At 44.7% G+C, this 14,957-nt stretch carries 13 protein-coding genes; 3 read left to right on the forward strand and 10 right to left on the reverse strand.

What is annotated here, in order from left to right:
- Positions 1-51 precede the first annotated feature (51 nt).
- The gene (locus tag AC6I7V_RS05900) at positions 52-1,347 is read left to right on the forward strand and encodes a GGDEF domain-containing protein (RefSeq protein WP_498011526.1); all 1,296 of its coding nucleotides are present in this window, start codon (positions 52-54) and stop codon (positions 1,345-1,347) included.
- Between the two features lie 183 nt (positions 1,348-1,530).
- Here the strand turns inward: AC6I7V_RS05900 and AC6I7V_RS05905 are convergent, their stop codons facing one another.
- The 3 genes from AC6I7V_RS05905 to AC6I7V_RS05915 form a co-directional block, all read right to left on the reverse strand.
- Positions 1,531-2,901, reverse strand: coding sequence for an SLC13 family permease (locus AC6I7V_RS05905; RefSeq protein WP_255230885.1), 1,371 nt, complete (start codon positions 2,899-2,901; stop codon positions 1,531-1,533).
- 197 nt (positions 2,902-3,098) lie between these two features.
- Positions 3,099-3,827 carry a SanA/YdcF family protein gene (locus AC6I7V_RS05910; protein ID WP_261882968.1) on the reverse strand — a complete coding sequence of 243 codons (729 nt, stop codon included), beginning with the start codon at positions 3,825-3,827 and terminating at the stop codon, positions 3,099-3,101.
- A 146-nt stretch (positions 3,828-3,973) separates the two neighbouring features.
- Positions 3,974-5,662, reverse strand: coding sequence for an NAD-dependent malic enzyme (locus tag AC6I7V_RS05915; RefSeq protein WP_255230883.1), 1,689 nt, complete (start codon positions 5,660-5,662; stop codon positions 3,974-3,976).
- A gap of 184 nt (positions 5,663-5,846) precedes the next feature.
- Here AC6I7V_RS05915 and AC6I7V_RS05920 point away from each other — a divergent pair, with 184 nt between their 5' ends.
- Together AC6I7V_RS05920 and AC6I7V_RS05925 are read left to right on the forward strand one after the other, a co-directional pair.
- The gene (locus tag AC6I7V_RS05920) at positions 5,847-8,237 is read left to right on the forward strand and encodes a helicase-related protein (RefSeq protein WP_498011527.1); all 2,391 of its coding nucleotides are present in this window, start codon (positions 5,847-5,849) and stop codon (positions 8,235-8,237) included.
- Between the two features lie 206 nt (positions 8,238-8,443).
- Positions 8,444-8,821, forward strand: a complete 378-nt coding sequence (locus AC6I7V_RS05925; protein WP_255230881.1) for a transporter — start codon at positions 8,444-8,446, stop codon at positions 8,819-8,821.
- Between the two features lie 151 nt (positions 8,822-8,972).
- Here AC6I7V_RS05925 and AC6I7V_RS05930 read toward each other — a convergent pair whose 3' ends face one another.
- The 7 genes from AC6I7V_RS05930 to AC6I7V_RS05960 all read right to left on the reverse strand — a co-directional run bounded on the left by AC6I7V_RS05930 (position 8,973) and on the right by AC6I7V_RS05960 (position 14,922).
- The gene (locus tag AC6I7V_RS05930; protein ID WP_498011528.1) at positions 8,973-10,076 is read right to left on the reverse strand and encodes a phosphoribosylaminoimidazolesuccinocarboxamide synthase; all 1,104 of its coding nucleotides are present in this window, start codon (positions 10,074-10,076) and stop codon (positions 8,973-8,975) included.
- A 232-nt stretch (positions 10,077-10,308) separates the two neighbouring features.
- A complete protein-coding gene (locus AC6I7V_RS05935) occupies positions 10,309-10,731 on the reverse strand; it encodes a SulA-like leucine-rich domain-containing protein (protein ID WP_255230879.1) in 423 nt (140 codons plus the stop codon).
- Between the two features lie 419 nt (positions 10,732-11,150).
- Positions 11,151-11,339, reverse strand: coding sequence for a hypothetical protein (locus AC6I7V_RS05940; RefSeq protein ID WP_255230878.1), 189 nt, complete (start codon positions 11,337-11,339; stop codon positions 11,151-11,153).
- A 165-nt stretch (positions 11,340-11,504) separates the two neighbouring features.
- Complete coding sequence (locus AC6I7V_RS05945; protein ID WP_498011529.1) at positions 11,505-12,518, reverse strand: hypothetical protein; 1,014 nt, start codon at positions 12,516-12,518, stop codon at positions 11,505-11,507.
- Between the two features lie 62 nt (positions 12,519-12,580).
- Positions 12,581-13,249, reverse strand: a complete 669-nt coding sequence (locus AC6I7V_RS05950) for a YiaD family glycine zipper/OmpA-like lipoprotein (RefSeq protein WP_032549227.1) — start codon at positions 13,247-13,249, stop codon at positions 12,581-12,583.
- A gap of 119 nt (positions 13,250-13,368) precedes the next feature.
- Positions 13,369-14,058: a DUF2786 domain-containing protein gene (locus AC6I7V_RS05955; RefSeq protein WP_498011530.1), complete on the reverse strand. Its 690-nt coding sequence runs from the start codon at positions 14,056-14,058 to the stop codon at positions 13,369-13,371.
- 180 nt (positions 14,059-14,238) lie between these two features.
- A complete protein-coding gene (locus AC6I7V_RS05960) occupies positions 14,239-14,922 on the reverse strand; it encodes a DUF3334 family protein (RefSeq protein WP_255230875.1) in 684 nt (227 codons plus the stop codon).
- Positions 14,923-14,957: the final 35 nt, after the last annotated feature.

Genomic DNA, 14,957 nt, shown 5'->3' on the forward strand with positions numbered 1-14,957 from the left:
AGTGTCGTAAATAAAGCGCCATCAGAGCGTAGAAAATTGGGAACAAAACCAGTGAAGTGGATACATAAGGTTGTCATATTTTTGGTTGTGGCGACTTTAGCGATTGTTCTGCTATATCAAGTCAGTGGAAATCGCGTCATTACGGCTATAACGCCTGACAAATACGAGTTTATTGCGACCAGCGACAAGGTGGACAGCGGGAAAAGTTCATCGGTCTTAAATTTAAAAGGTGGTCGCTATGTATTGGACTGCGAACTAATAGAGTCTGAATACCCGTGGCCTTATTGTGGCCTGTCTATCAAAATCAACTCAGATCCCAGCATCGGGCTCGACCTTTCTCAATATCATACTTTCCGAGTCAATATCGATTACCACACTAGTGAAGCGTCCAGCGGTCGGCTGAGAACTTATCTGCGCAATTACAACGCTGCCTATTCAACACCAGATGACGAGTACTCCTTTAAATACAATGGTATGGAGTTTCAGCCAGGTGTCGATGGTGGTGTTATTGACATCCCGATTGCAAACTTGCAAGTCATGACCTGGTGGTTAGCGGATAACGATATTGCAATGGAACACTCGGCACCGGAATATTCAAATGTCAACTTGGTGGAGTTTGCAACGGGGTCAGGAGCCAAACTCGGTCATCATCAGATTGTGATAAAGAGTATCGAATTTGAAGGTTCTTACATCCGTGCAGAAAGTTTGTTTCTTATTCTGCTGTTTGTGTGGGTTGGAACTGGTACGGTATTTTTATTGTCGGAGCTACACAGCTCTCGCAAGCGAATGATGATTGCGGAAAAGCGTCATGCACATCTAAAGAACGTAAACAAATCTCTTCGTGAACAGAACTTTGAATTCTCAGAGCTTGCCAATCGCGATGAGCTGACTGGAACACTGAATCGTCATGCTGTTCGTGATTGGCTGAAAGCTCAATCTCAAGACGTAAAGCAGGGTTATGGTCTGTTCAGCATGCTCTATTTTGATATCGACCATTTCAAGTCAGTGAACGATCAGTATGGCCACCAAATGGGTGACCACATTCTGCGTGAGTTTTCTATGGTAGTGGGGAGCTTAATCAGCTCAACCGACAAGCTAGTCCGATGGGGTGGCGAGGAGTTCATCGTTTTTTGTCCGGAGACTTCTATTGCAGAAGCCCAAGCCAAAGCTGAGAAAATTCGAACTATTGTGGGTCAACACTTATGGATTCATGGAGATCCTTTGACCTGCAGTATCGGCGTTGCTCAAATGAAACAGGAGCGGATGACAGAAACTATTGCTAGGGCAGATGAGGCACTTTATCAAGCCAAGCATTCAGGCAGAAACCAAGTGGTGGTGAGTCAGTAACACTAGAGTTTTGACTGGCTATTTAGCGGGGGGATGTAACGAAGGGAATCGAAAAAAGAGGTGGCGCGTGAGGCCACCAAAGGGAAAGCATGCCTGCCTTATTTTCAGTCTGTGGCAGGCTATGATTATGGAACGGGTTGCTAGGGGGAATCACAACCCGTTAGTGTGGAGCAGGAGTGTGAATTACCAGAAGATCCAAGCGAACAGTGTTAGTGCCATAATACATACAATGTTAAGCACCATACCGATACGCATCATCTCTTTCTGTTTGATGTGACCAGAGCCGAACACGATTGCGTTTGGTGGTGTCGCAACAGGCAGCATGAAGGCACATGATGCGGCTACTGCAATCAGAGCAGACAAGATAACTGGTGACATACCTAGTGCTTCAGCAATCGTTGCGAATACTGGAACCAGTAGTGCTGCACTTGCTGTGTTACTTGCAAACTCCGTTAGGAATACCACAAAAGCCACAACCGCTAAGATAGTCAGAAGCACGCCAGCCTGCTCTAGGAAACCACTTAGAGAGTGAGCTAGGAAAACACTTGTGCCTGTCGCTTTAAGGATGTTACTTAGACAGATACCGCCGCCAAACAGGATCAATACGCCCCAGTCTGTTGTTTTCTCAATATCTTTCCATTCGACAGCGCGAGAGGCACCAAGCAGAACGATAGCGCCAATAGCAACTAAGCTATCGAACTTCGAAAAGCCACCGATCATTGCGTTGATTGGTTTACCGAAAATCCACAGAGTGACAGTAAGCAAGAAGATGGATAGTGTGATTTTCTTGCTGTTGGTCCACTCCACTGGCTTATGGTCTAGCTCGAAAGTGTGGTTTAGTTTCGGCTTAGTCATCACATATAGGATCACCATTGCAGTTGGTAGAAGAATGAGAGAGATAGGAAGACCTAACGCCATCCACTCCGTAAAGCTTAATCCAACTTCTGCCGCTGCGATTGCGTTCGGTGGGCTACCTACTAGTGTTGCGATACCACCAATTGAAGCACAGTAAGCGATACCAAGTAGAACGAATACATAAGTATTGCGGTCTTCACTTTGGTCGACTTTGTTCATCACACCCAAAACTAGAGGTAGCATCATTGCTGTGGTGGCGGTGTTTGAAATCCACATTGATAGGCCCGCACTTACACCGAACAGCATGAAAATTGCCACTGACATTTTACCTTTAGCAATCAGAAGTACTTTGTCCGCGATCGCTTTGTCGAGCTCTTGCTTATTCAATGCTGCAGCTAACGCAAACCCACCTAGAAAAAGAAAGATAATTGGGTTGGAGAAGTTTGCCAGTGCCGCAGGGGTATTAAAGACACCAAATAAAACCGCGAGCAATGGAACAAGCAGTGCTGTGACGCTGACGTGAATCGCCTCTGTAAGCCAAAGTATGGCAACAAAGATCAAGATACTCAGACCAGTGTTGACCTGCGATTCGAATGGCAGGGTATTAATCAAGGTCGCAAACAACAAGAAATTCCCGATTAGGATCATGCTGTTGCGGGTGAACAACCAGTGTTTCAGTGTAGTAACAAGTGCCGTCATAGGGCGCTCCTTTTGTTTCACCTCTGTTATTAGGCGCGCCTATTTTTTATGTGGCGCTTATTGTGTTCGAGGTGTTTGACTTGATGTAGGGTCAGGCTTTGTTGACAGAATGTTACTCAAGTTAATAAAGGAGTGTTGATGTGTTTTGTTCTTGGTGTAGCAAAGTGTGAGGCGACAAATCGAAAATGTGTAGATTTCTACACATCGGTTTGTGGATTACTGTTTTCAGGGGTTGCGCTTGGTTGAATCGGCTCTTTAGGGCCTAAAAATTTCGGTGCGGTCCCTATGATGTAGAGGTCTAAAAATGCTTTGGTTCGTGCAAAAACTTCACGCAGTCGAATAGAGAAACCAGAGTGTTTAGTTGGCCCAGAAACAGCCAAGCACTGTGCATGAATATCGTAAGAGCTCGCGATGAAGAGCGCGCGTTCACAGTGAAATTTTTGAGTGATGATCAGAAAGTTATCGGTATCAAAAATCTTTTTGGCACGGACAATCGAGTCAAGGGTACGAAAACCTGCGTAGTCGAGATTGATGCGATCTTCAGGTACTCCAGCTTTAAGCAGATCGCGCTTCATGGTCCAAGGCTCATTGTAAGAGCGGTGTGCATTGTCACCACTCAGAAGAAATTGATTGATGGTACCTTGGTTATACAGATCGATAGCGGCGTCGATTCGGTGCTTATAGTATTCGTTGAGAGTACGACCTAGGTACTTACTTGTCCCTAAAACAACCGCAACCTCTCGTTGAGGAACGTCTTCAATCTGAGTAATGATACGCCCTTTAGCTTGCCAAGAAACCCAGTAATCAATGGCAATTACTGTCGCTGCCCCAATTAACACAATGATAAACACGGAAAGTAGGGTGGTTTGGATCTTTTTGCTCGCCTTGTTTAAAAGTGCAATCAAATTTGAAGAACTGAATTTCACTCGAGGTAGGGTCCTTGCGCCTGAGCATCGTTAACGAATAGTCGATAGTACCAAAAATACCTTATAAAAATGAACGATTAAGTGATCTCTAGATAAAGAAAAAGCCTCTGCTGGGCAGAGGCTTTAGAGATGATCTTCAATCTGACTTAGAAAGCAGTACGCTTATAGCGACGGTACACTGGCTGCCAGAAGTGTTGGTCGATAGCTTGCTGTAGCGCTTCTTCTGTGATCTCTAGTGCAACACCTTGCTCGATCGCTTTCTTACCAACGGCAAAAGCAATCTTTTTCGATACCGTGTGGATCTCTTCCAATGGCGGTAGAAGAGCACCAGAACCATTGATTGCTAGTGGAGAGCAAGTCGCTAGCGCACGGCTTGACTCCATCAGCATTTCGTCTGTGATGCGAGAAGCATTAACCGCTAGAACACCAAGGCCGATACCTGGGAAGATGTAGCTGTTGTTACACTGTGCGATTGGGTAAACCGTGCCTTTGTGAGTCACTGGCTCAAACGGGCTACCTGTTGCAACAAGTGCTTGGCCTTCTGTCCAGCGAATGATGTCGTTTGGCGTCGCTTCAACACGGCTTGTTGGGTTCGATAGAGGGAACACGATTGGGCGTTCACAGTGAAGGTTCATCTCTTGGATAACTTCTTTGCTGAACAGACCCGGTGCCCCAGATACACCTACAAGTACAGTAGGCTTCGCGTTACGGACAACATCTAATAGAGAGAAACCAGTACCTTCTGTTTCCCAACCTTCAGTGTTCTTTTTGGTTTGAACCAGACGTTGTTGGAAGTCGAGTAGGTTTGGCATGCCTTCTTGTAGAAGACCCCAACGGTCAACCATGTAAACTTGTGAGCGAGCTTGCGCATCGCTGATACCTTCAGACACCATCTGAGCGATAATCGCTTCTGCGATACCACAACCCGCTGAACCTGCACCAAGGAATGTCACACGTTGCTCAGATAGCTTGCTACCTGCCGCTTTACAAGCCGCCAATAGTGAGCCAACTGTTACAGCAGCAGTACCTTGAATGTCATCGTTGAAGCAGCAGATGCGGTTTTTGTAGCGCTCAAGCAGTGGCATTGCGTTCTTCTGAGCGAAGTCTTCGAACTGAACCAAAGCATCTGGCCAACGGCGTTGAACTGCTTGAATGAACTCTTCAACAAATGCGTTGTAGTCTGCGCCTGTGATACGAGGGTGGCGCCAGCCCATGTACATTGGGTCTGCTAGACGTTGAGGGTTGTTGGTACCAACATCAAGAACGATAGGTAGCATGTAAGCTGGGCTGATGCCGCCACACGCTGTGTATAGAGAAAGCTTACCAATTGGAATACCCATACCACCGATACCTTGGTCTCCCAAACCAAGAATACGCTCACCGTCCGTTACCACGATCACTTTTACATTGTGGTTAGTCGCATTGTTCAGTAGGTCATCGATACGATCGCGGTTCGGGTAAGAGATAAACAGACCACGACCACGACGGTAAATGTTAGAGAAGTTTTCACATGCTGCACCTACAGTTGGTGTGTAGATGATTGGCATCATTTCAGAGATATGATTCTGAACTAAACGATAGAAGAGTGTTTCGTTAGTATCTTGGATGTTGCGCAGATAAATGTGCTTATCCATGTCGCTTTCGAAGTTGCAGTACTGCTTGTAAGCACGACCAACTTGCTCTTGAATCGTTTCTGTATTTTCAGGCAGAAGGCCTTCTAGGTTAAAAGAAGCACGCTCTTCAGCGGTGAATGCACTGCCTTTGTTTAAAAGAGGAGTACTTAGTAGTGCAGGACCCGAATATGGGATGTACAGAGGGCGTTTGTCGTTGTTCATTGGAAGCCTAATATGGGAGAAAGAAAAACAGAAAAATGATAACGGTTTAGTTATTCAATTGTAAACTGTTTATCCCTGATATAACCAAACAAAATGATGATCTCACTGCTTTACCACACTTGTCGAATATCGCGTGAAGATTTAGGTATACTTAGCTCACGTTTTTTATCTATTAACACCTTTTATGTCTCTACTACCCATCGATTGTTATGAACATGCATTTCATCAAAGCCTTCCTTCAAGTCATCTCGTTGTAGAAGCTGAAACTGGCTCTGGTAAGTCGACGCGTTTACCTGTTTGGGCGGCAAAGCACGGTCGGGTATTGGTGATTGAACCAAGGCGTATTGCATGTACTTCACTGGCTGAGTATTTGGCGACTTCCTCCGGTAAACCATTGGGAGAAGACGTAGGATATGCGATCAAGTTAGACGCCAAATACAGCGAATCGACTCAGGTGACCTTTGTCACTCCCGGCGTCGCTTTGCGATGGTTAGTAGAAGATGGGCTAAAGACGTTTGATATCGTGGTCGTCGATGAGTTTCATGAACGTCGCTGGGACATTGACTTGCTGGTTGCGATCTTAAAAGCGCGTAGCCAACATCGATTAATTGTAACGTCTGCAACAATCGAAGGAGCCAAGCTTGCTCACTATCTTGATGCAGAGCGTATCACTTGTGAAGGTCGAAATTATCATGTCTCGATTGAACATCGCGCGCTGGACTCTCGTCACTTACCTGATAGTCGTAATATCGAACGTCGCGTTGCTGATGAAGTGAAGCAACAACTAGAAGCGTGCATGGGTGACATTCTTGTTTTTCTACCGGGCAAGAAAGAGATCCTACAAACGGCTCAAATGCTGCATGCCATCGAAGAGGTTGAAGTCTGCCCGCTTTATGCGTCGGTCTCCGATAGCGAGCGCAATCGCGCATTGTCCGATATTCCACTGGATACACCTCAGCGTAAGACCAAAGTCATTTTGGCGACCAACGTAGCAGAGACCTCGTTAACCATCCCGAATATTGCGTTGGTGGTCGACTCTGGTTTGGAGCGCCGAACGGTGCAGCGCAATGGTCGAACAACGCTAACCTTGAAAGCGATATCTCGTGCCAGTGCGAAACAGCGAGCAGGTCGTGCAGGGCGTGTTATGGATGGCCAGTGTGTACGTCTATTTGGTGAACATGCCGCATTGGAGCTTGTTACACCACCAGAGATGCAACGTGAAGAGTTGATTGAGCCGATGTTAGCGGCAGCTTGTTGTCAGATGACGTTTGAAGGTTTAGACCTATTAGATGAGTTACCAGAAAAATCATTGCTGAAAGCGAAGCAGGCTTTGCTTTTGATGGAGGCGATAGATGAAAAGGGAATGGCGACAGAGCATGGTCAACGCATGTATCCTTTGCCGATTGATGCCTTGCATGCCGACATTGTTACTCGGATAAAATCTAAAGCGCTTAAAGAGGCGATGATAGATCTTACCGCAGCGCTTTCCGTTCCCGCTCGACTTTATCAACTGCCGAACAATCCAGAACATTTGGATGCTCTGTTTAAAGAAGAGAGAGAGGGGTGTGACATTGCTTTACTAATCGGTCTCGTCCGAGGTAAACAGTTCCCTCATGTTACGGTTGATAAGCAAGCTCTGTTGGAGGCTCAAGGTTTAGCGGAACAGATGCGCGAACTGTTTGAACTTCCTCAATTGGAGGTTGCTTCTCGATTCAACAGAGTCGATTTACTCAAAGAGATTTTGCGTCTGCACCCTGAGCTGGCTTTTGTACGGCGAACAAAGCGGCGTGAGGCGTTCGCCAATGGGCAGCTCGAAGTGATGTTAGGTCGGGAAAATCGAGTGCCAGACGGCAGTGAAGCTTTGCTTGTGCTCGATACCTATAGTTTACCGGGAAGAGGGGTAAAGCAGACATTGACCTTAGCAACTACGGTTGCGCCGCTCCCGCTTTCGTTGCTTGTAGATCAAGAGCTGGGAGAGTGGAAGCAAGGTGACACGGTCGTTGAAGAGCAAGCAGACCGTTCTGGGCAGGTGTATACGATTATGTCTCTGGTTTACGCGGGTCGTGTGATCGACACCAAGCAGATCGAGGCGCAAGGTCAACTCTCACTTAAGCCTGTCATCGATATGGTTGTAAGCGAGCAGTATTTGCGAGGATTCGCGAAGCAGAGAACTCAGGAGATCAAACATTGGCAGCTTTATGTGCGAATGGGGTTGAGTGAAAGTCACGAACACTCACAAGAAATTGAAAAGCTCAACTTTGTTGATTGGTTTGCTGCGCAGTTAGAAGAGTTGGGTGTAAGCCAAGTGGATGAATTAGAGATGTTCAACGCAGAAGATATCCCGTTTGCCGGTATTCCTTATTGGGAATATGAGGAGTTTGCAGAAAAATACCCTTTCCATTTATCATTGGCCGATCTTCATATCGATGTTGAATACCTTCCTCAAAGAAAGCTTGTGTATGTTCATTACTCGAGCGGTGGACGTAAAACACCACCTAAGCGTTGGGAGCTACCAGTTTGGTCTGGTTGGCGCATTCAATATAAGAAAGCAAGTCGTATTGTGGATGTGAAATAAGAGGAATTACTTCAATTTGTAAAATATTAATCAAATAGGCGCATATATGAGTTTTCAGTTCGTCTTTTGTTACAAAATTGATTTTTATATGCCATTTTAACCAATCAAAAGGTCATAAAAGACCATTCTTCTATATCCTATTGCTATATAGAAAGAGTTGGTGGATATTAAAAGTATATTGTGTTGCCAATGTGTCGGGGGACATCATGGATAAACAAAAAGAGACCTGTGTAGAATTTGATTACACAAACTTTCTTGGCGCGTCATGCGATAAAAAATGGACTTTTCTAGAAGCACTCACCACATTTGCCCCTGTGTTCGGTACAGTATGGAAAGATAGCATTAAAGATCTATCGACTCCGGAAGATCGTTTATGGGAAAAGGCACTCAAATCACTCTCTACGAGGAAGAGTGACGAATCAAATATCGTAGTGTTACTTAAATTGGCAAAGTTGGAAGGTATCAACGAACTGAAAGTTGTAATGCCATATTCGTTGGAAGATGAACAGATCGAGTACATTGAATCACGAAGCCACTTGGTGATCACCGGAAATTCGGCTGAAGAGTTCACAATCAAGTTATAGATAGCAAGGCGTTATCTCAACGCGGAATTCGATGACGAATTAAGTCTAATGCTGATAAAGGGCCGCTTATCTACTTCATTAATTCATTTATTTGATTAATAAAGTGGTAAGTGGCCCTTTGAGTAACAAACCTTATTGATAAAAATGAATGTTAGTCGATTAGGTCGTACTCAGCGCGTAGGATGTCGACGATCTCTTGTTTTGGATTCTCGCTCAGTTCAATCTTACTGCCTGTGATCTTTTCAGCAATATCAAGGTAGGTGCGAGACAGGGACATTAAGGCATCAAGCGGCAGTTCGTTATCACGTGCTAATGCTTCGCGTTCAGGCATACGCTCTTTGTTAAGTAGAATATCAGCATCTGGGAAGTGGTTTAACAAGAACTGGCGGAAGCCTTCTTTCGAGTTCTCTACGATGTTGCCTTTGTTGTACTCTTGAGTATCCCAAATACGTGATGAATCTGGCGTGCCAACTTCATCCATGTAAATAAGCTTTTCATTGCCCTGAGCATCATTGACGTAACCAAACTCAAACTTGGTATCAACGAAGGTCTGATCAACCTTGCTCAATGCTTCGCGAATCACGCTAAAGCCTTCTTTGAGTAGCTTCTCGTAGTGAGCAATATCGCTCTCTTTAGTGAAGTTAAACGCAGCGAAGTTCTGCTCGATGTTCTGACGAGTGATGTTGACATCATCTGCTTCTGGTACGCCAGGAATGCCTTTAAGAATACCCTTGGTCGATGGCGTGATCAGTAGCTCAGGAAGCTTCTTATCTTTCTCTAAGCCTTCTGGCATTTCGATGCCACAGAATTCACGTTCGCCATTAGCGTATGCGCGCCACATTGAACCGGTAATGTATTGGCGACAAATCGCTTCAATCATAACAGGGCGTGCTTTTTGTACGATCCAAACGAATGGGTGAGGGATATCTAGAATGTGGCTATCAGCCAGTCCGTTGTCTTTAAACAGCTTAAACCAGTGATTAGAGATAGCGTTGAGCGCGGCACCTTTACCAGGAACACCTTTCAAGCCACCTTCGCCATGCCAAATACAGTCAAATGCAGAGATACGGTCACTAATTACCATAATGGCTAACGGCGCATCAGGCGCGACATCGTAGCCTTTCTCTTTGATTAGTCTTTGACTATCTTCTTCGGTTAACCAGTAAACTGAACGAACTTTGCCACTGTGGACAGGTTTATCAGTACGGATGGGTAGATCATCATTTACGGCTAGAACTTGATCAGCGAGGCTCATTTAGACATTCCTATCTTTTATCAAACGTCGTACAGAGAAGTGCATAACACACTCGATTAGGTGGGCATTATACCCAATCTAAATTCAGCTTCCAGAGAAAAAGCAAACGTTTGCCTTTTTCTTTGAAATCTCTTTTTTATCTGCACTTTCCTAGCACTGAATTAATTGCAAAAAAAACTGCTCAATGCTGTCAGTGGTTTCAACAGTAAAGAGCAGGGCGGACAGTGTTTGATTAGTGGACATGATGCGTTGTGTTGTGCTCGACAAAGAAGACTTCACATTGGTATTGGATCGCAAGCTCACGTAAATACTGTTGACCAAATGAATCGATTTGGTTGCTTGCGATAATGGCACTCGCGTTTCGAGAGCGAATCGCTTTCTCTACAGTCTCCATTTCGCTCATTTGGCGAGAAGGTTTCATGTGAATGATGCGCTCACAGCAAATGTTGAACTGAGAGAGTTCTTTTGCTGATGGGCGAGGGGTTTGAGCAGTAAACAGTAACCACTGTTCTTGATTGGACAGCAAAGCCATACGCGCTAGCAAGTTTGCTTGGTGGCGATATTGATTAGAGCTTTGCGGCAGGTGTGATGCTGAAGAAAATGCGCATTGAACTAGCGGGCTAGAGTGTTGTGCTTTTACGTGAGCTTGAATCATTTTGCTGTCCTTATATACATGCTGTATGTGTATACAGTAGTTTTAGTGGTGCATAAGATCAAGCAATTTTTTGAGGGAATATTGAACAAAACCTCGAAATCTGACTCGAGGTTTATATTAAGCTATTGTTTTAGATTGTGTTTTTAAATTCGACTGAAATATCAAAATTTCTCATGATTAAGAAGGTTTGAGATCCATAGCACCTTTTCTATACAGGTTTATACAGTGGTTTGATAAAAGTACTGTATAGGCACTGAGGTGACTTGTTTGGATAGAAGGTCTCTTTAGAAGCTAAAGAGGGCTTAAGGACAAAGGCGAAAGGGAGGTAATGGTGTATCGAATAGGGATGGTAGATGCGGTAAGTGAGCAGGATCAAAAAAGCGCCTTGATGGCGCTTTTTTACTTCCGTGTTGAGACTACTATCTTCTCGTTGCCTCGGAGAGTTTTGCTCTCATTTCCATTTCGCCGATATTGAACTGGCGAACGTCCATGGTTGCAATGTCATTGCACTTTTCGCATGAACTATGAGACTTACCATCAAGGTAGTCATGTTTTTTTACTAGGCTTGGCTTTTTACACCAATCACATACGCCTTCAATTGTGAACATATCCTCTCCTCACCTGTATCGTCAGGTGTATTTTCGGCGTGAATTATGACACAAGTAGTACTAATAAGTTAATTGTTTGTTACCTGTTTTTGAGAGGGAGATCGTTTGCGACACCAATAGAAATGGGTTTCCGTGCACTAAGTCATCCCTGAAAGATTTTATTTGTTACGTTTTGGTAACATTTTGTAAAATTGTTTTCAGGGCTGCATTCAACCTTTTCATCTCTTCATCACTTCCTTGGCCATCAGGGTGATAAATTTTAGAGAGTTGCTTGTAGCGAAGTTTGATCTGCTTTTGTTCAGGGATCGCCGAAACATTGTATCCGAACACAGCACAGGCAAGCTGAAGGTTGTGGTGACTCTTACTGCCTTGTCGTTTCTTCAGCTCTTTGTAGAGTGTGGCGATTTGGTGCTTTTGTTGTTTAAGCTGAATATCTTTGAGCTTGATTTGCTCTCGACTGATGTCTTCAGTTTTTGTACTGTCACCTTGACGCAACTTAGCGATGAGAAAGCCTGTTAAGCCAAGCAGCAAGGTAATTACAATAGCGAAACCAATGGTCAGATTTTGAGAAGCTTGGCTTTGTTGGCTAGTCGACGACACATTTACGGGAGATGAATGAGTTGGTTGTGTCGTGGCCTGCTCACTATATTGCTCATCTAGTGCTTTAAATGATGAAACTTGTTGTGAGCGTCGCTGATTAAATTGTGCTTGGAGTACTCGTTCATAAGCTTGCTGAGCTTGAGGCAGTTGAGAGCTTGCCAGACGATACCACAACCCGGCTTGGTCAAGTCCATCAAATGACTCGGGTTTTTGTTCATAAAGCTCGCCCAAGTTGAATGCCGCTTGATGATTGCCTTCTATAGCAAGTTGCGTATACCAAAGGGCAGCAGCGTTAATATCCTTATGAGTTCCAAGCCCCGTGAGCAGCATATCAGCAGTTTGCAGTTGAGCTTGCTGGTGACCTTGTTCTGCAGCTTGAGAAAACCAATAAAAAGCCTCTTCTTCGTTTTTGATGCTCGGCTCATTCAAGTAGATCTGTGCCAGACGAAACTCGTCTTCTGAGTTGCCTTGATTAGCCTTCTCTTGAAGCTGAGTCAGTTCTTGCTTTGTTATCTCTGCAAATGATTGGGCGCTAAGAAGACAAAAAAGTAGGGGAATTAAAATGACCTTGTGCAACATAGATCCATCTTTCTTGGTAGTTCCTATAAAAAAGCCCAGCGATTGGCTGGGCTTAATCGAGATTATTTCAACGGTAGAATTTGTATTTCTACGCGACGGTTACATGCTCGACCTTGTGATGTGCCATTGTCACAGATTGGGTAGCGTTCACCGTTACCACGAGCAATAGCACGGCCTGCTGCGACATCTTGAGAGATCAAGAATGCACGCACAGATTCAGCACGACGCTCAGATAGGATTTGGTTGGTAGATTCGCTACCAGTACTATCTGTGTGACCATCGATCACTAGGCTTGTGTCAGGGTACTCAACCAGAATACGGGCCACACCGCGCAGTGTTTTGTGGATGCTTGGCTCAAGAGCGTAAGAACCCGATTCAAAACCGATGCCGTTTTCTAGGCGAAGTAGCAGTTGGTTTTCGCCAACACGCTCAACCTGAACACCAGAGTTAAGTAGCTCTTGGCGTAATGCCGCTTCTTGTTGGTCGAAGTAGTAACCAATACCCCCACCGACAGCCGCGCCACCTGCAGCACCAATGAGTGCACGTTTACGACGATCTTTAGAGTCATCCCCCGTTGCTGCGCCCGCTACGGCACCAGCGATAGCACCGATCAGAGCACCTTGTGTCGCAGAGTTTGTTTCAGATTCACCTGTCGTTGCGTTTTGACGCTGAGTCGCCTGACAGCCGGTTAGAGCGATAGTCAGCGCAAGTGCTAATGTGATTTTTTTCAACGTGTTGTCTCCATGTTGTACTTCAGTCATACAGTCGATGTGTATGACAAACATATTGTTCTGTATATCCGTCGAGGAAACTTCTATTAGCGGTTTAATTTTTAAGTATATAGCCAGTCTTAAGACTTTGTTATCCGCTTGGCCGCCTGTGCACCAGCGACAGGACGGTTTACAGATAACTTACGACCCTTCTTTAACCCTACCTCATAATCAGCAGTAAGGTTTTTCATTGCTTCTTTTAGTTGTTGCTTGAAGGTTTCGCGGTCGATGTTTTTAAATTCTTTATCAATGTAGTTATTGATTTTGTTGTTTGACTCATCATCAGGCGTGATAGTCGGCAGTTTTTCCAATGCGCCTTCAACCCAGCCAGAGACAAACGAGTTTACTCGGCGAGTCACTTCAGGTGAACTCGTGCCTGAACCCGCAAAACTATTACGGAACTGGCCAGTGTGCTCATTCATTTCACGGTAGATAATGTCAAAAGCGAAGGCTGCGAATATCGCACGGTCGGCTTCACCGATGAATTCGGCGCGCTTCAGGCCTTTGTGATTGAGAAGCACTGCTTCCACACCAAATTTGGTATTGATACCACGAATGACACGTAGAAGGGTTGAGCTAATGTTAGCGGGCAGAAGATGTGTTGATTGAGTTTTCCCCATCTTGATGAATTCAATATCGTCCTTCTTGAGGCCGTATTTGAGCATCAAGTTATGTGCCATTTTGATCGCGTTAGCGGCTTCGTTAACGTTGGCTGAGTTTCCAAGCTCTAAGCACTTGGCAATTTTTTTGAGGGCTCTTTTCTTATCCATCGATCGACTAATCATTACCACATTTTTTTAAAAGTCCGATATTTTACCCGTTTTAGTGAGCAACAGAAAGTAAAAGTCTTGTTAGCAATGGGAGTGCTTGATCTAAAAGTCATCTTAGAAATGAAAACACCATCAAATTATTGATGGTGTTTTGAGAAGGTGAAAGCGAGGTTTCGATTACTAGATGCCGAGTTCGTCAAGCAAGTCTGCTGCGGCGTCGTTGTCAGACAGTTTGTTGTCTGTCTTGCCATCATTCATTTTCTTTTGAGTTGCTTCTAATATGCTGTCTGGGCACTCATCTTCAGAAATTTCAAACTCCTCAAGTTGGATAAACTCGGTTTTGTCCATTGCCAGCTCTAGGTAGAAAATGTTGTTCTTTTCAGTAGAGAAAGTCACACGGCGCGCTTGTGGGCGGTCCAAGTTCGTATCTACTGATAGGTTAACTTGCTTGTTCAGTGCTAACATTTTTGGCTGGTTTTGGGTGATGTTAGTTTGCAGCTCTTTACGTACTTTGTTGGTAAAGTCGCCAACCAATTGGTTCATCAGCTCTCCCAAAACATCACCCACTTCGTCAGAGGTGTGCAGTACAGCAAGCTCATCTTCCGGCATGCCCATGTTGCGCATGTAGTTGGTGTAGATCTCTAGTGCGGCCTTTGAAGTAAAATTAATAACAACAAGGCCAGAAAATCCGCCATCGAACAGAACAAAACAACCAAAATCTGGTTTAAGGCTGGTCTTACTGATCTTTTGAACCATCGCTGAGTATTGAACAGAGGAGGCAGTTGCAGAAGTCAGTACGCTTGATACCGATTGGCAAAGTTTTAGAAGAATGTCTTCTGTTGTGACTGTCTTATTTTTTCTCATTATATTGCGCTCATGGGTATCTTTAATAAAACACC

This window comes from Vibrio sp. KUL70 (assembly GCF_059725515.1).